This is a genomic window from Streptomyces sp. cf386, from assembly GCF_900103585.1.
Taxonomy (GTDB): Bacteria; Actinomycetota; Actinomycetes; order Streptomycetales; family Streptomycetaceae; genus Streptomyces.
On the sequence record NZ_FNHV01000010.1, the window covers coordinates 344,857 to 359,862 of the forward strand.

Sequence of the window (15,006 nt, forward strand, 5' to 3'; positions counted from 1 at the left end):
CTAGCCGCACTCCTCCACCGCCTCCCGGAGACGCCGGATCGCGTCGCCCAGCACGCCGTCGGCGAGGTTGCCGTAGCCGAGGACCAGGCCGTGGTCGGCGTGGTCCTCGGTGGCGTGATAGGCGGCGAGGTCGGCCACGCGCACGGATCGGGTGGCCGCCGCGGCGACCACGGCCGCGGGGTCCACGGTGCCGGGCAGGCGCAGCAGGAGATGGAGACCGGCCGCGATGCCGGAGACCGGGGCGCCGGGGAGTTCATGGGCGAGCGCTCGGACGAGGGCGTCGCGGCGGTCGCGGTACCGCTTCCGGCAGGCCCTCAGGTGGCGGTCGTAGGCACCCGACTCCAGCAGCGCGGCGAAGGCGAGCTGGTCGAGGGTCGGGGGCTGGATCGCCGTCTGGTCGGCCAGGTACAGATGGCGGGTCCAGCGTGCCGGTGCCACGATCCAGCCGATGCCGAGCGCCGGCGACAGGATCTTGCTGAGCGACTTGAACAGCACGACCCGGGACGGGTCCATGCCCTGCAAGGCCGCGACCGGGCGGCGGTCGTAGCGGAACTCCGCGTCATAGTCGTCCTCCAGGACGACGCCGTCCACCTGACGAGCCCACCGCAGCAGGGCCGCGCGTCGCTCGGGGGCGAGCACGGTGCCCAGCGGGAACTGGTGCGCCGGGGTGGTCAGTACGGCCCGCAGGCCCGGGTGCCCGGCGAGGTCGTCGACGCGCAGACCGCCGCCGTCCGTGCGGACCGGCACCGGCTCCAGGCCCGCGGCGCCGATCACCTCGCGCAGCCGGGTCCAGCCCGGTTCCTCGCAGCCGACCGCGGTGATGCCGTCGGCGCGCAGGGCCTGGCACATGCGCCGCATTCCGTCGGTCACGCTCGTGCACACCGTCACGTCCTGCGGGTTCGCCGAGACACCGCGGGAGCGCCCCAGATACGCGACGAGGAGCCGCCTGAGCCGGGGGTGACCGCCGGGCGGCGGATACCCGAACTCGGCGAACTCCGCGGTGGCCGCCTGCTCCCGTACCGCTTCGGCCCACCGGCGACGCGGAAACGCGCGCAGGTCCGGCAGCCCGGGGCCGAGGTCGAAGCGGACCGCGGGAGCCTGCCGGGACGCGGGACGTCCGGAGCCCGTGTCCGGTGCGTTCGACCAGCGCACCCGGGTGGCGGAGCCGGTCTGCGCCTCCAGATACCCCTCGGCGATGAGCTGGCCGTACGCCTCGGTCACCGCCCAGCGTGAACAGCCGAGGTCGGCGGCGAGCTGCCGGCTGGGCGGCAGGGCGGTGCCGACCTCGATACGCCCCTCCCTGATGGCCGCACGCAGGGCCCGCTTCACCCGCTCGTGCAGGGGGCCGTCGCCGGACCGTTCCAGGTGGAGCAGGAGATCGCCGGCCAGATTGGTCTGTGATACCCGCATGCCATTGGACGGTAGCAGCGAGCCATTGCTGGCTACTTTCGAGTCGTCCGAGTCATCAGTGGAGTGCGCGCAGACGGAGTGCGCGGGGACGAAGGAGGACGTCATGGCCACTGTGCGGCGCTCGCTGCGGGTCGAGGCCCAACACCCGGTGCTGCGCGGGGTGTTCGAGGACTGGCACGCCAAGTCCGGTGCCCTGTCGGCCCGGCCGGACGCACCGGTCGTGCCGGACGAGGCGCGGCGGGGGTGGATCTCGTGGCGTTGGCCGAGTAAACCGGAGTGATTGCCTCCGTTTCGTGGTCCGAGCCCGTACCTTCGAAGCATCACGGCTCAGAAGGACGCGAAAGGTCGCAACCGGCCAATGAATCTCGACATATTCAGCGAGATCCAGAACCCCCGCCCCTGGCCGCCCGGCGACGACCACCAGCACCTGCGCATCCAGCAGGCCATCGAACAGGCGGTGCTCGCCGACGAGTCGGGCTACGGCTGCTGGTGGCAGGTCGAGCACCACGGCGCCGAGGAGTTCAGCCTCTCCTCCGCGCCGGAGCTGCTGCTCGCCGCGCTCTCCCAGCGGACCTCACGGATCCGCCTCGGACATGCCGTGCTCGCCCCGCGCGAGATCAACCACCCCATCCGGATCGCCGAACGCGCCGCGATGCTGGACCAGTTGAGCGGCGGTTGCGCCGAGATAGGGCTCACCCGGTCCACCCCGCCCGAGTGGCGGCTGTTCGGGGCCGACCCGGCGACGGTGCGGGAGCGGACGCGGGACGCCTTCGAGGTCGTACCGAAGATGTGGACCGGGGACACGTCGGTGAGCGGCGGGGTGCCCGTCGTACCGGCGCCGCACCAGCGGCCGCATCCGCCGCTGTGGCAGGCGGCCTCCAGCCCGGCGTCGTTCGAGGAGGCGGGGCGGCGCGGGGTCGGTGTGCTCGGAACGACGCTGTGGGAGCCGCTGGACCGGGTGGCGAGGCTGGTCGGGCTGTACCGGGCCGCCGCGGCGGAATGCCGGGAGCCGGTCGGCGCCGTCGTCAACGACCAGGTGGCCTTCTTCACCTTCGTGCACTGCGCGGAGACCGACGAGCAGGCCATGCGGGACGGCGCGGCAGCCGCCGCTGGTACACGGCCCGCGCTCTCACCTTCTTCGAGGCCGCCGACGCCTTCCTGGAGACCATGGAGCGGGAGAAGGCGCTGATGGCCGACCCGTCCGGCGGCGGTCTCGCCGGTGAGTTCCTGCGGAGGGAAGCCGAGGCGGCGGGCGCCCCCAGCGCCGCGCTGCTGGTCATCGGGCGCATCCTGCAGGGCGAGACGGTCCCCGACGACGAGGTCTACGACGCCCTCGCCGAGCAGGACTCCCTGATCGTCGGCAGCCCCGAGACGGTCCGCAAGAAGCTGCGCGCCAACGCCGACCTGGGCATCGACCGGCTCATGTGCTTCCAGCAGGTGGGGGCGCTGTCCCAGGAGAGCGTGCTGGGGAGCATGCGGCTGGTGGGGGAGCTCATCGCGGAGTTCGACGGCTGAGCCTGGTGGCCGTCAGGGCCAGCAACCCCGCTGTTCCGTAGGCCACATAACCGGCGCCCCGCCAGTAGAGACCGGACCGGTCCCGCTCTTGGGCGTACTTCTGCTGGTCGTACGTCCTCGTGCCCGTCGAGCGGCCGTTTTCGGTGCTGTAGGAGACCGCGCAGGTGTGGCCGCGTCGCATGGGGCCGGGGTGCGACTCGCCGTCCTCGCCCTGTTGGAGGCCGGGGCACTCCGGGGCGCCGTAGGACGAAGCACCCCTCGCCAGCGTGACCAAGCCCCACAGCAGCGGCAGCAGGAACAACGCCACCAACGCGCCTCGCCATCCACGTCTCATCCCGCACAACCTAGCGAAGGCGCCCATGGCACGAGGAGGGGCCGCCGGCACCAGGCCCCGGCGGCCCCTCCTCTCCCCTCCTGGTGCTGCCCGCGCGGTCCGTCACTACCGCGGCAGCACCACGACATACGCCGCCGGATCCCGGTCCGCCGCCGCCATCAGCGCCGTACGGACCACCGCGGCCTGCTGCTCCATCGCGTCCCGGAGCTTCTTCGGGGTGATGTACACGACCGTGATGCCCAGCCGTTCCAAGTGCTCGCGCTTGCGGGCGTATTCGGACCAGAGCGCGTCGTCGTCCTCGCGGTGGCCCTGGCGTGGAGCCCGGGTGTCCAGCTCCACCGCCACCGCCTGGTCCGGCCAGTAGGCGTCCAGGCCGCCGAGGTGCGGGCCGCCGGGCAGGCGCAGGTCGACGTTCCAGACGGGGTCGGGGAGCCCGTAGTCGTGGACCATCTCGTAGAGGCGGTCCTCGGCGATCGCGCGGCCCTCGGCGAGCAGGGAGTCCACCGCGTCCACGACGTGGGGGCGGGACAGCAGCTTCGCCTGGTTCAACTCCCGTACCACCGCCGCAGGTTCGCAGTGGCCGGCGCGGACGGCCTCCGTGAGCAGGCGGCGTACGGCGCCCGCGTCCGTCAGTTCGGCGACCGCGTCGGCCAGGGCGCGGGGGACGGGGGCCACCGGGAGGCCCGTCACCTGCTGCGGGGTGGGCAGCGCGGGGGTGCGCAGGATGCGGACGCAGCCCGTGGAGCGCAGCCGGCGCATGCGGGGGACCAGGACGTCGATGGTGTCCAGCGCGGTCAGCGGCGGCGTGGCCGAGAAGCCGTGCAGCGTCAGCGCCGCGAGGCCGGTGATCATCACCTCGCTGTAGCCGGGGGCGGTGTGTCCCTCGCCCGCGTTCGGCTGGGACGGCACCCCGGGCGTCCGCTCCCGCGCCGCGTACATCAGCACCGCGTGCAGGCGCTCCTCGCTGGTGGGCGGGCCGGGGTGGAGCAGGAAGACGCCGGGGAGGAGCTGCCGCCAGGGGCCGCCGGGACGGCACTGCTCGTTCGTCTCGGCGGCGGGGACACCGTGGGACTTCAGCTGTGCGGTCGTCATGACACGGCGGTGCACCTCGGAGAGGTGGCGCAGGGGGCGGGGGAAGAGCGGGGGGACCGGGGTGTTGTGGTTCATGACCCGGAGATTCCCGCGTCCGATCCGCCCGCTAACCGCTGTTACACGCCCGTCGACAAAAACGGACAACCTGGCACTAAAGGACGGATGTTCGGATGCCGAGTAGGCACGGAAAACCCCTGGTCCGTTCGGGTTGGACCAGGGGTTACGGCTGCTATTGCCTGAATTCCGTAACGGTCACGGAGGGCCGTGATCGTTGGCCAAAGGTCTTATGCGGTTGACGCCGATCCGGAAGCCGCCGCGTCGCACGCCTGCCCCCGCAGCCCCCGCGCCAGATCGTCCCGCGCCTCCAGCACCAGCCGCCGCAGCGCCGGAGCCGCGCCCTCGTGGGCCGTGAGCCACGCGTCCGTCGCGTCCAACGTGGCCTGCGACTGCTGGAGCCCCGGGAACAGCCCCCGGACCACGTCCATGCCGATCTGGATCGACCGCTCGTCCCACACCCGCTCGATCGCCGCGAAGTACTTGTCGGCGTACGGCGCGATGAGCTCCCGCTGCGAGGGCTGGGTGAAGCCCGCGATGGTCGCCTCGACCAGGGCGTTGGACAGCGCGTCGGACTCGACGACCTGCGCCCACGCCTGCGCCTTCACCGCCTCGGAGGGCCGCGCGGCGAGGCAGCGCACCTGGTGGCGCTTGCCGGACGCGGTGTCGTCACGGGCCAGTTCGGCCGCCAGCACCGACTCGTCGGCGACCCCGTGCGCGGCCAGCGGACCCAGGAACGCCCACCGCAGCTCCTGGTCGACGTCCAGCCCCTCGATCTTCTCCGTGCCCTCCAGCAGCCCCCGCAGCAGCCCCAGATCCTCCGGACCCGACGCCGCCGACGCGAAGAACCGCGCCCACGCCAGCTGCTGCTCGCTGCCCGGCTCGGCGGCCCGCAGCTCCCGCAGCGCGCCCTCGGCGACCAGCCGCTCACCGGTCGGCCGCCAGTCCGTCGCCACGTAGTGCACCAGCGAGGAGTTAGCCCACGCGTGCAGCATCTGCAGCACGCCGATGTCCGACTCGCGCCCCGCGAACCGCAGCACCAGGTCGACGAAGTCCCGCGCCGGCAGCAGCGCGTCCCGCGTCATGTTCCACAGCGCCGACCAGCACAGGGCACGGGCCAGCGGGTCGGTCATGGTGCCGAGAGCGGAACGCAGCGTCGCCAGCGACGTCCCGTCGAAGCGGGTCTTGCAGTACGTCAGGTCGTCGTCGTTGACCAGCACCAGCTCCGGCGCCTCGGCGCCCGCCAGCTCCGCCACGACCGTACGCGGACCGTCGACGTCCACCTCGGCCCGCGTGTACCGCTCCAACGCCCCGTCCGCGCCCCGCCGGTACAGCCCCACCGCGACCCGGTGCGGACGCAGCTCCGGGTGCGACTCGGCGGCCTCCTGCAACACCGCCAGCTCCTCGACCCGGCCCTCCGCGTCCAGCAGCACCTGCGGGGTCAGCGAGTTCACGCCCGCCGTCTGCAGCCAGGAGCGCGCCCACGCGCCCATGTCCCGGCCGCTGGTCTCCTCCAGCACCGACAGCAGATCGCCGAGGCGCGTGTTGCCGTACGCGTGCCGCTTGAAGTAGCGCCGCGCGCCCTCCAGGAACGCGTCCTGACCGACGTACGCCACCAGCTGCTTCAGGACGGAGGCACCCTTGGCGTAGGTGATGCCGTCGAAGTTCAGCTTCGCGTCCTGCAGGTCGCGGATGTCCGCCGTGATCGGGTGCGTGGAGGGCAGCTGGTCGGCGCGGTACGCCCATGCCTTGCGGCGGTTGGCGAAGGTGATCCAGGCGTCCTTGAAGCGGGTCGCGCCGACGTTCGCGAACGTGCCCATGAAGTCCGCGAAGGACTCCTTCAGCCACAGGTCGTCCCACCACACCATGGTGACCAGGTCGCCGAACCACATGTGCGCCATCTCGTGCAGGATGACGTTGGCCCGGCCCTCGTACGACGTCTGCGTCACCTTGCCGCGGAAGATGTACTCCTCGCGGAAGGTCACCAGACCCGGGTTCTCCATCGCGCCGAGGTTGTACTCCGGCACGAACGCCTGGTCGTACTTCCCGAAGGGGTACGGGTAGTCGAAGTGGTCGTGGAAGAAGTCCAGGCCCTGCTTGGTGACCAGGAAGATGTCGTCGGAGTCGAAGTACGGGGCGAGGCCCTTGCGGCACATGGCGCCGAGCGGGATCCGCAGCGTCGTGCCGTCGGCGAGGACGCGCTCGTAGGAGTCCGTGACGTAGTGGTACGGGCCCGCCACGACACACGTGATGTACGTCGAGATCGGCTTCGTCTCGGCGAACTTCCACATCCCGTCGGCGAGTTCACCGACCCCGTTGCTCCACACCGTCCACTCATCGGGCGCCCGCACCTCGAAGCGGAACGGCGCCTTGAGGTCCGGCTGCTCGAAGTTGGCGAAGACGCGGCGGGAGTCGGCCGGCTCGTACTGCGTGTAGAGGTAGACCTCGCCGTCCTCGGGATCGACGAAGCGGTGCAGGCCCTCACCCGTGCGGGAGTAGGCGCACTGGGCGTCGACGACGAGCTCGTTGTCGGCGGCCAGGTCCTCCAGGATGATCCGCGAGCCGTCGAAGACCTCGCTCGGGTCCAGGTCCGTGCCGTTGAGGGAGACGGCCGTCACGCTCGGCGCGATCAGATCCGCGAAGCTCGTGGCGCCGGGCTCGGCGCAGCGGAAGCGGATCGTGGTGACCGAGCGGAAGGTGCGCGGCGCGGCGCCTTCCGGGTCGCCGTCGCCGACGGCGGAACGCACGTCGAGGGATACGTCGTACCCGTCGACGGACAGCAGGGCGGCCCGCTCCCGGGCCTCGTCACGGGACAGATTCTCACCGGGCACGGGTGGCACTCCCTGGGGTGGTGTTCAGTATGCGGACAGTCCTGATCCTGCCATGCGCCCCTCCCGCACGGCACCGGGGAATGGTCGGGCGAGCAGCGGCGTTCCCCCACATGTTTCGCGGACACACGCTTGCCTCATGAGGAGAGACATGTCGGAGAAGACCCCCGTCGACTTCTGGTTCGACCCGCTGTGCCCCTGGGCCTGGATGACCTCCCGCTGGGTGCTGGAGGTGGAGAAGGTCCGCGACATCGAGGTCCGCTGGCACATCATGAGCCTGGCCGTGCTGAACGAGGACAAGCTGGACGACCTCCCCGAGGAATACCGCGACATGCTCGCCACCAAGGCGTGGAAGCCGGTGCGCGTGGTGACCGCCGCCTGGCAGAAGCACGGCGCCGACGTCCTCGGCCCCCTCTACACCGCGCTCGGCACCCGCTTCCACAACAACGGAGAGGGCCCGACCACCGAGGCCATCGCCGCCGCGCTCGCGGACGCCGGCCTGCCCGCCGACCTGATCGACTACGCCGACCAGGAGGACTTCGAGTTCGACGCCGAGCTGCGCGCCTCCCACAAGGAGGGCATCGAGAAGGTCGGCCAGGAGGTCGGCACCCCGGTCATCGCCGTCCCCGGCGCCGACGGCGAGCAGATCGCCTTCTTCGGCCCGGTCGTCACCCCGGCCCCCAAGGGCGAGGACGCCGCGCGGCTGTGGGACGGCACCCTCGCCGTGGCCTCCGTGCCGGGCTTCTACGAGATCAAGCGCACCCGTACCAAGGGCCCGGACTTCAGCAACCTGTAGGGGTCACTCCGGCTCGGTGGCGGCGGCCGCCTCCTCGCGGAACCTGTCGGGGAGGATGCCGCCGCCTCGTGCGTGCAGGTGGGTCTGGTAGAAGAGGCAGCCCGGCGCGGTGCAGCGCCAGAGGTTGTCCACGAAGTGACGGGGCCCCTTCTCCTCCCGCACGGCCGCCTTCTCGTCGGGCTTGAGCTGCCGGAAGTCCTGCCAGCCCCGGCAGGTCGGACACCACCTGCGGATCACTAACCCCTCCTCGCCAGCACCGCCAGATCCGGGAAGTCGGTCACCACCGCGTCGACCCCCATCCCGAAGTACAGCGCGTACTCGGCGAACGCGTCCCCGAAATCGTTCGCTCCGCTTCCCCGCCGCAGCTCAGCGGGCAGGAACTGGTTCTCCGCCCGGAACGTGTACGGACCCACCCGCAGCCCTGCCGCATGCGCGTCCGCGAGCAGGGACGTACCGACGAGCGAGGACTTGTCCGGCCCGATCCACCCCGCGTACGCGGCGATCCGCGCCAGCCCCGCCGGCGTCATCATGTCCTTGTACGTCGTCGGATCACCGGCGGAGACGAGGTCGTACGGCCCACCGGTCGTCCCCAGCGCCTGCCACAGCGGTACCCCCAGACGCTCGGCCGCGATCCGCTGCAGGCTCGTCGGCTCGAAGGACTGCACGACGCACTCACGCCGGCCGAGCCGGCCCCGACGGATCACGGACGCCAGCTTCGGCTCCAGCGGCAGGCCGATCGAGCGGAAGTACGTCGGGTGCTTGGTCTCCGGGAAGACGGCGACGGTCCGGCCGTACGTCTTCGACAGTCCGCGCGCCAGGTCGACGACCTCCTGGAAGGTGAGGACCCGGTCCCGGCCGTCGAACACGGTGTTGCGGTTGCGGACCAGCGGCAGCCGCTCCACCGCCCGCAGCGTCTTCAGCTCCGCCAGCGTGAAGTCCTCGGTGAACCAGCCGGTCACCGACCGTCCGTCCACCGTCTTCGTCGTACGGCGGTCCGCGAACTCCGGGTGCGCGGACACGTCCGTCGTCTGCGAGATCTCGTTCTCGTGCCGGACGACCAGCACATGGTCCTTGGTCGGCACCAGGTCCGGTTCGATCCAGTCGGCTCCGGTCTGCACGGCGTAGGTGTACGAGGACGCCGTGTGCTCCGGGCGCCAGCCGGCCGCGCCGCGATGTCCGATGACGATCGGGCGGCCCGGTGGGTGGGAGTCGGCGGTCGCCGTCGCGGGGACGGCGGCGGCGGTGGTCGTGGGGACGGCGACGGCCGCCGTGGTGCCGGCGGCCGCGAGCAGCAGGGATCTACGTCTCGGGTACATACAACTCCCTTTCCTCGTAGGGCTCTTCAGATACGTCGTGCCCGGCCGCGGGCCTCCGTCAGACGGGCCAGGTGTTCCTCGTACCCCTTCGCGTAGTACGCGGCCCGCCCCGGGTCCGGCTCGACGACCGCCGTCGGCCGCGTCCACACCTCCGCGTCCAGCACCACCCCGTACCGCTCGGCCGCCGCCAGCACCGCGCCCCGCGCACCCACCTCGCCCTCGACGACCCGGAGCGGACGCCCCAGGACGTCGGCGAGCAGCCGCATCCACGCCGGGCTGCGGGTACCGCCGCCGCACACCGCCAGCGTCCCGGTGAGCCCCGCCGCCTGAAGGCAGTGCCGGGCGGCGTAGCCGATGCCCTCGCAGGTCGCCCGGATCAGGTCGGCGGGGGTCGACTCCAGGGAGACGCCGGTCAGTTCGGCACGCAGGCGCGGTTCGACGAAGGGGGCGCGCTCGCCGGAGGGGGCGAAGTACGGGAGTACGCGTACGCCGTGCGCCCCCGGCGGGGTCTCCGCCAGCAGCCCGTCTACCTCCTCGTGCCGGACGCCGGTCGTCGACAGCACCCAGTCCAGCGCCGCCGTACCGACCATCGCGGGCATCGCGCGCAGCCAGTGCCCCGGCCGGTCGGTGTTGATGTACAGCCCGGCCGGTTCGCCCGTCAGATCGAGGTCGGTGGTGGCGACGAGGCTGGCCAGACAGGTGCCGACGATGAGCAGACCGTCGCCGGGGGACGTCACGCCCGCGCCGAGTGCGCAGGCCGGGAGGTCGTACGGGCCGTTCGCGATACGGGTCCCGGGCGGGAGGCCTTCGCCGAGCGTGTGCGCCGTCGCGATCGGGTCGCTGACCGGGGCGAGGAGGCCGCGCCGGTGGGTCAGCCCCAGGAGTTCGACCACGCCGTTGTCGTACGTCCGGGTACGCGGGTCCAGGAAGGGCATCGAGGCGTCCGACACGTCGGTCGTCGGGCCCGCGCCCGTCAGCCGCTGGAACACCATGTCCTTGCAGTACAGGGCGGCCTTTGCCGCGTCGAGGGCCTTCGGCTCATGGCTGTCCAGCCACGCCAGCAGCGGGCCGGGACACCCGGGGAACATCGCGCTTCCCGTCCGCCGGAACACCGCCTCGAACGTGCCGTCCGCCAGCCAGCGGTCGACCAGTTCGTGTGCGCGGCCGTCCATCCAGGAGGCGGCGGGGCGCACGGGGTGGCCTTCGGCGTCCAGCAGCCATACGCCGTCGCCCTGGCCGGTTAGGCCGGCCAGCTCGATCGGCTCGGGGACGCGGGAGGTCACCTCGGCGAGTACGGCGACGACCGCCCCGTACATCTCCTCCATGTCCTGCTCGACGAACCCGCCGTGCAGGGTGAGGCGTACCGGGCGGGACGCCACGGCCAGTTCGCGGCCCTCGGCGTCGAACGCGGCGGCCTTCACCGTGGATGTGCCGACATCGATACCGACGTACATGTCGCGGCTCCTCATGTTCTCGCTCGGTCGGCTGAGACGTGCCTTCTGCAGCGGGGTGCCGAATATCGGGCTCGGTCGCCTCCGGGGCGCCACATGCCGGTGTCGTCGGCCCAGTGAGGTGGGTGGGCTCTCACCCGGCCCCTCACCCGGCCATCTTGCTCAGGTCAGACAGTGCGCCAGCTGCTCCCCACGAGCCCAGCGGCCCACCTCTTCGGCGGCGATGCGTGCCGCCTTCTCGGCGACCGCGCGGCTCGCCCCGCCCAGATGCGGGGTCAGTACGACACGGTCGGCCAGGGCGTGCAAGCGTGAGTCCGGTGGGAGTGGCTCCCTTGCGTACGTATCGAGGGCCGCCGCCGACACGTGCCCGCTCTCCAGCGCGTCGCACAGGGCGTCCTCGTCCAGCAACGGCCCCCGCGCCGCGTTCACCACAACCGACCCCTCCGGCAGCAGGGCCAGTTCGCGGGTGCCGATCAGGCCTCGGGTCTCAGCCGTGAGGCGGGCGTGGAGGGTGATCACCTGGGAGCGGCGCAGGAGTTCGTCGAGGGAGGCGACCCGCAGGCCGTGGATCTCGCCGTGGACGTACGGGTCGTGGACCATGACCCGCGCGCCGAACGCGCACAGTGCCCGCGCGACCCTGCTGCCCACGGCGCCGTAGCCGACCAAGCCGACCGGCAGGTCCTCCAGCTCCAGGCCGCTGTGCTCGTAGGTGTAGTAGGTCGCCCCTTCCCAACTGCCCTGCCGGGCCAGGAGGTCGTGGGCCTGGGGGATGCGGCGCAGGGCCGCCAGCATCAGGCCGACGGTGAACTCGGCGGTGGCGGCGGCGTTGCGGCCGGGGGCGTAACAGACGCGGACGTCGTGTCGTTTGGCGGCGTCCAGGTTGACGTTCACCGGGCCGCCCCGGCAGACGACCACCAGCCGCAGGTCGGGGCACGCGTCGAGGACCCGCTCCGTCACCGGGCCCATCTGTGTGACCAGCACCTGCGCACCCGCCAGCGCCTCGATCAGCTCGTCCTCGGCGTCGCTCGCCTCCGTCACCTCGGCCACCGGACCGAAGGGCTCCAGGGGCCAGCCGAGTCGCAATTCGCCCACTTCGCAGGTGAGTTGGCGCGCCAGTGCCTCTCTGATGAGCGACGGCAGGATGAAATGGTCACCGGCGGCCACCACGCGCACGCTGTTCCCGTTGGTCATCGCAGGGAGTCTCCTGTCTCGGCGTCGAAGACATGGGTGAGGTCGGGGTCGGCGGTGACGTGGACGCGGTCGTCGTGGGCGAGGCGGACCTCGGGGTCGGTGAGGACGACGAGGGGGCTGTCGACGCCGTCGAGGGCGAGGGTGGCGATGCCGGACTCCAGGAGGGGTTCGTGGGCCACCACGCGGGCGGCGAGGCCGTCGTCCTCGCCGGTGAGGGTCAGGTCCTCGGGGCGGATGCCGACCGTCACCTTCCGGCCGGCCGGCACCGGCACCGGCACCGGCAACGTGATCCGGATGGTGTCGGAGAGGCGGGCTTGGCCGTCGTCCGTGGCCGTGCCGGGGAGGAGGTTGATCGCGGGCTCGCCGACGAAGTCCGCGACGAAGACATTGGCGGGGCTGTCGTAGATCTCGTACGGGGTGCCGAGCTGCTGGATCACGCCGTCCTTCATCACGGCGATCCGGTCGGCGAGGGAGAGGGCCTCCTCCTGGTCGTGGGTGACCAGGATGGTGGTGTGGCCCAGGTCGCGCTGGATGCGCTTCAGTTCGCGGCGGGTCGTGTCGCGCTGGGCCGCGTCCAGGTGGGAGAGGGGTTCGTCGAGGAGGAGGACGTCCGGTTCGCGGATCAGGGCGCGGGCCAGGGACACGCGCTGCTTCTGGCCGCTGGACAGGCCCGCGGGGTGGGCGTCGAGGAGGGGGGTGAGGTCGACGCGGTCGGCGATCTCCTTGACCTTGCGGTCGACGTCGCCTCGGTCGGCCCGGCGCCGTGCCTTCAGGCCGAACGCCAGGTTCTCCGCCACCGTCAGCGGCGGGTAGAGGGCGTAGTTCTCGAACGCGACCCCGATGTTGCGCTGTTGGGCGGGGCGAGCGATCACCGATGAACCGCCGACCAGGATGTCCCCGCCGGTCACCGACTCCAGGCCGGCGATCATCCGCAGGGTGGTGGACTTTCCGCAGCCCGAGGGGCCGAGCAGGCCCAGCAGCTCGCCCGAGCGCAGGGTCAGGTCGATGCCGCGTACGGCGTCCACGGCCGGGCGGCCCCGCGCGCGATAGGTCTTGCGCAGATCACGTAGTTCCAGCTCGGTCATCGCTGCCCTTCGTCACGGTCGGTGCCTCAGGACCTGTCCTGGCGCAGACTTCGTAGGTGACCTTGTGCTCGTCCAGGTCCCGCAGCGCCTCCGCCGACGCCCCGTCGTCCACGAGGAGCAGGTCGAAGCGGGAGAGGGGGACCACCCGGTGCAGGGCGACCCGGGCGAGCTTGGTGTGGTCGATCAGCAGGATGTTGCGGGCGGCCGCGTCGAGCATGGCCCGCTTCACCGACACGATGTGCTGCTCCTGGTGGTAGGCGTAACCCCCGTTCACGGCCGATGTGGAGGTGAAGCAGACGTCCACCCGCAGCTGCCCTATCGCCTCGACGCAGGACACGCCGAGGAAGGAGGAGTGGAGCGGGTCGTAGTCGCCGCCCAGGGCCATCAGGTGGATGCCGCGCTGGTCGGAGAGGAGGTTGATGGCCTCCAGGAAGTTGGTGACGACCGTCAGCGGGGTCACCTCCCCGAGCCTCAGCCTGCGGGCTATCTCCAGGGTGGAGGTGGAGTCGTCCAGCATGATCGCCATGCCGGGCTCGATCAGCTTCAGGGCGCGGTCGGCGACGGCGGCCTTCTCGGCGCGCATGGTCTTGAGGCGGTACTGCACGTTCGACTCGAAGACCCCGGACGGCTGTGCCGTCACCCCGCCCCTGAACTTCCTGACGATTCCCTGCCGTTCGAGCTCGTCCAGGTCCCGGTGGATCGTCATCAGACTCACGCCGAACCGCTCGGCCAGCTCGGCGGCCGTCGCCGTCCCGTCGGCGAGGACCTGCTCGGCCATGGCGGCCTGGCGGGCGGCGGGGCCCTGCTGTGCGTTGTTCACTGCCCGGTCCTTGTTCACTGCCCGATCCTTCGTCCTGGACGCTCCGGCCGGTCGGCCTCGAACAGGAGCAGGTTCTCAGGCCGGACCGACAGCCGTACCGGATCGTCGGGACGAAGGCCGGCCGCGTCGCCGCGCGGGGCGACCAGGGACACATGCTGCTCACCGAGCCGGACGGTGACCTCGACGGACCGGCCGAGCACCTCGGTGACATAGACCGTGCCGGTGAGTTCGTGACCGGGGCCCGCGCCGAGGGTGAGGTCGCGGGGCCGGACGCCGATCAGCACCTGAGTGCCGGGTGCCGCCTCGGCGCGGATCGGCAGCTCGACCTTGCCGTCCGCCGACCGGAAGCCGCCGTCGGGTGCGACGGCCCCGGGGAGCAGGTTGATCCTGGGCCGTCCGAAGGCCCGGGCGACCTCCGTGTCGTACGGCCGGTACCAGATCTCCTCCCGCGTCCCCGTCTGCACGATCCGCCCGTCCCGGATCACCCCGATCCGGTCGCCGAGCGCCAGCGCCTCGACGGAGTCATGGGTGACGTAGAGGGTGGTCGTGCGCCGCACCGCCCCGATCGCTTTCAGCTCGGCCCGCATCTGCTGGCGCAGCTTGGCGTCCAGGTGGGAGAGGGGCTCGTCGAGGAGGAAGGCGCGGGCCGGGCGGACCAGGACGCGGCCGAGGGCGACGCGTTGACGCTGGCCGTTGGAGAGTTGGCCTACCGGCCGGTCCAACAGGGCGGAGATGCCGAGGAGTTCGGCGATCTCACCGATCCGCTCCCGGGCCTGGGCCGCGGGGAGGCGGTGGCGTGGGGAGCGGAGCGGCGAGGCGAGGTTGTCGTAGGCCGACTTGTGCGGGTAGAGGGCGTAGCTCTCGAAGCACATCGCCACGCCCCGGTCGTACGGCTCTACGCCGCGCATGTCCTTGCCGTCGAGCTCGACCGTGCCGGAGTCGGGCTGTTCGAGCCCGGCGACGGTCTTGAGCGTGGTCGTCTTGCCCGCGCCGGACGGGCCGAGCAGGCAGAAGAACTCGCCTTCGTGGACGTCGAGTTCCAGGTCGTCCAGGGCTGTCGTCTTTCCGTACGTCTTCGTGATGCCCCGCAGCGCGATGGCTGTGCTCATGGCTG

Annotated in this window: 15 protein-coding genes; 4 read left to right on the forward strand and 11 right to left on the reverse strand. The window is 71.7% G+C overall.

The window, feature by feature from the left end:
* Complete coding sequence (locus BLU79_RS26625; RefSeq protein ID WP_093908417.1) at positions 1-1,410, reverse strand: MocR-like pyridoxine biosynthesis transcription factor PdxR; 1,410 nt, start codon at positions 1,408-1,410, stop codon at positions 1-3.
* A 103-nt stretch (positions 1,411-1,513) separates the two neighbouring features.
* On the opposite strand from BLU79_RS26625, the gene BLU79_RS48355 reads away from it, so the two are divergent.
* The 3 genes from BLU79_RS48355 to BLU79_RS49240 all read left to right on the forward strand — a co-directional run bounded on the left by BLU79_RS48355 (position 1,514) and on the right by BLU79_RS49240 (position 2,925).
* Positions 1,514-1,690, forward strand: coding sequence for a hypothetical protein (locus tag BLU79_RS48355; RefSeq protein ID WP_177001182.1), 177 nt, complete (start codon positions 1,514-1,516; stop codon positions 1,688-1,690).
* Positions 1,691-1,768: 78 nt separating this feature from the next.
* Positions 1,769-2,599, forward strand: coding sequence for an LLM class flavin-dependent oxidoreductase (locus tag BLU79_RS26630; RefSeq protein ID WP_256333472.1), 831 nt, complete (start codon positions 1,769-1,771; stop codon positions 2,597-2,599).
* Positions 2,578-2,925 carry an LLM class flavin-dependent oxidoreductase gene (locus tag BLU79_RS49240; protein ID WP_256333473.1) on the forward strand — a complete coding sequence of 116 codons (348 nt, stop codon included), beginning with the start codon at positions 2,578-2,580 and terminating at the stop codon, positions 2,923-2,925. The genes BLU79_RS26630 and BLU79_RS49240 overlap by 22 nt, the downstream gene beginning before the upstream one ends.
* Here BLU79_RS49240 and BLU79_RS26635 read toward each other — a convergent pair.
* From BLU79_RS26635 to pepN, 3 genes are all read right to left on the reverse strand, one after another.
* Complete coding sequence (locus BLU79_RS26635) at positions 2,903-3,259, reverse strand: hypothetical protein (protein ID WP_093908495.1); 357 nt, start codon at positions 3,257-3,259, stop codon at positions 2,903-2,905. The genes BLU79_RS49240 and BLU79_RS26635 overlap by 23 nt on opposite strands.
* Positions 3,260-3,364: 105 nt before the next feature.
* Complete coding sequence (locus tag BLU79_RS26640) at positions 3,365-4,426, reverse strand: hypothetical protein (protein ID WP_093908418.1); 1,062 nt, start codon at positions 4,424-4,426, stop codon at positions 3,365-3,367.
* Positions 4,427-4,635: 209 nt separating this feature from the next.
* The gene (gene pepN / locus BLU79_RS26645) at positions 4,636-7,236 is read right to left on the reverse strand and encodes an aminopeptidase N (RefSeq protein ID WP_177001183.1); all 2,601 of its coding nucleotides are present in this window, start codon (positions 7,234-7,236) and stop codon (positions 4,636-4,638) included.
* A gap of 148 nt (positions 7,237-7,384) precedes the next feature.
* Here pepN and BLU79_RS26650 point away from each other — a divergent pair, with 148 nt between their 5' ends.
* Entirely contained in the window at positions 7,385-8,029 is a 645-nt protein-coding gene (locus BLU79_RS26650; RefSeq protein ID WP_093908419.1) for a mycothiol-dependent nitroreductase Rv2466c family protein, read from the forward strand.
* 3 nt (positions 8,030-8,032) lie between these two features.
* Here BLU79_RS26650 and BLU79_RS26655 read toward each other — a convergent pair whose 3' ends face one another.
* From BLU79_RS26655 to BLU79_RS26685, 7 genes are all read right to left on the reverse strand, one after another.
* Positions 8,033-8,266 carry a hypothetical protein gene (locus BLU79_RS26655; RefSeq protein ID WP_093908420.1) on the reverse strand — a complete coding sequence of 78 codons (234 nt, stop codon included), beginning with the start codon at positions 8,264-8,266 and terminating at the stop codon, positions 8,033-8,035.
* Positions 8,266-9,345, reverse strand: coding sequence for a glycerophosphodiester phosphodiesterase family protein (locus tag BLU79_RS26660; protein ID WP_093908421.1), 1,080 nt, complete (start codon positions 9,343-9,345; stop codon positions 8,266-8,268). The genes BLU79_RS26655 and BLU79_RS26660 overlap by 1 nt, the downstream gene beginning before the upstream one ends.
* A gap of 26 nt (positions 9,346-9,371) precedes the next feature.
* On the reverse strand, positions 9,372-10,799 hold the full coding sequence (locus tag BLU79_RS26665) for an FGGY-family carbohydrate kinase (RefSeq protein WP_093908422.1): 1,428 nt from the start codon (positions 10,797-10,799) through the stop codon (positions 9,372-9,374).
* Between the two features lie 159 nt (positions 10,800-10,958).
* Entirely contained in the window at positions 10,959-11,987 is a 1,029-nt protein-coding gene (locus BLU79_RS26670; RefSeq protein ID WP_093908423.1) for a 2-hydroxyacid dehydrogenase, read from the reverse strand.
* Positions 11,984-13,072, reverse strand: a complete 1,089-nt coding sequence (locus BLU79_RS26675; protein WP_093908424.1) for an ABC transporter ATP-binding protein — start codon at positions 13,070-13,072, stop codon at positions 11,984-11,986. The genes BLU79_RS26670 and BLU79_RS26675 overlap by 4 nt, the downstream gene beginning before the upstream one ends.
* Positions 13,050-13,850 carry a DeoR/GlpR family DNA-binding transcription regulator gene (locus BLU79_RS26680; RefSeq protein ID WP_256333484.1) on the reverse strand — a complete coding sequence of 267 codons (801 nt, stop codon included), beginning with the start codon at positions 13,848-13,850 and terminating at the stop codon, positions 13,050-13,052. Before BLU79_RS26680 ends, BLU79_RS26675 begins: the two co-directional genes overlap by 23 nt.
* Before the next feature lie 56 nt (positions 13,851-13,906).
* The gene (locus BLU79_RS26685) at positions 13,907-15,001 is read right to left on the reverse strand and encodes an ABC transporter ATP-binding protein (RefSeq protein ID WP_093908425.1); all 1,095 of its coding nucleotides are present in this window, start codon (positions 14,999-15,001) and stop codon (positions 13,907-13,909) included.
* Positions 15,002-15,006: the final 5 nt, after the last annotated feature.

Coding starts and splice junctions, on each gene's coding strand:
- BLU79_RS26625 (WP_093908417.1), bottom strand. CDS start 1,410: ATGCGGGTATCACAGACCAATCTGGCCGGCGATCTCCTGCTCCACCTG.
- BLU79_RS48355 (WP_177001182.1), top strand. CDS start 1,514: ATGGCCACTGTGCGGCGCTCGCTGCGGGTCGAGGCCCAACACCCGGTG.
- BLU79_RS26630 (WP_256333472.1), top strand. CDS start 1,769: ATGAATCTCGACATATTCAGCGAGATCCAGAACCCCCGCCCCTGGCCG.
- BLU79_RS49240 (WP_256333473.1), top strand. CDS start 2,578: ATGGAGCGGGAGAAGGCGCTGATGGCCGACCCGTCCGGCGGCGGTCTC.
- BLU79_RS26635 (WP_093908495.1), bottom strand. CDS start 3,259: ATGAGACGTGGATGGCGAGGCGCGTTGGTGGCGTTGTTCCTGCTGCCG.
- BLU79_RS26640 (WP_093908418.1), bottom strand. CDS start 4,426: ATGAACCACAACACCCCGGTCCCCCCGCTCTTCCCCCGCCCCCTGCGC.
- BLU79_RS26650 (WP_093908419.1), top strand. CDS start 7,385: ATGTCGGAGAAGACCCCCGTCGACTTCTGGTTCGACCCGCTGTGCCCC.
- BLU79_RS26660 (WP_093908421.1), bottom strand. CDS start 9,345: ATGTACCCGAGACGTAGATCCCTGCTGCTCGCGGCCGCCGGCACCACG.
- BLU79_RS26665 (WP_093908422.1), bottom strand. CDS start 10,799: ATGTACGTCGGTATCGATGTCGGCACATCCACGGTGAAGGCCGCCGCG.
- BLU79_RS26670 (WP_093908423.1), bottom strand. CDS start 11,987: ATGACCAACGGGAACAGCGTGCGCGTGGTGGCCGCCGGTGACCATTTC.
- BLU79_RS26675 (WP_093908424.1), bottom strand. CDS start 13,072: ATGACCGAGCTGGAACTACGTGATCTGCGCAAGACCTATCGCGCGCGG.
- BLU79_RS26680 (WP_256333484.1), bottom strand. CDS start 13,850: ATGGCCGAGCAGGTCCTCGCCGACGGGACGGCGACGGCCGCCGAGCTG.
- BLU79_RS26685 (WP_093908425.1), bottom strand. CDS start 15,001: ATGAGCACAGCCATCGCGCTGCGGGGCATCACGAAGACGTACGGAAAG.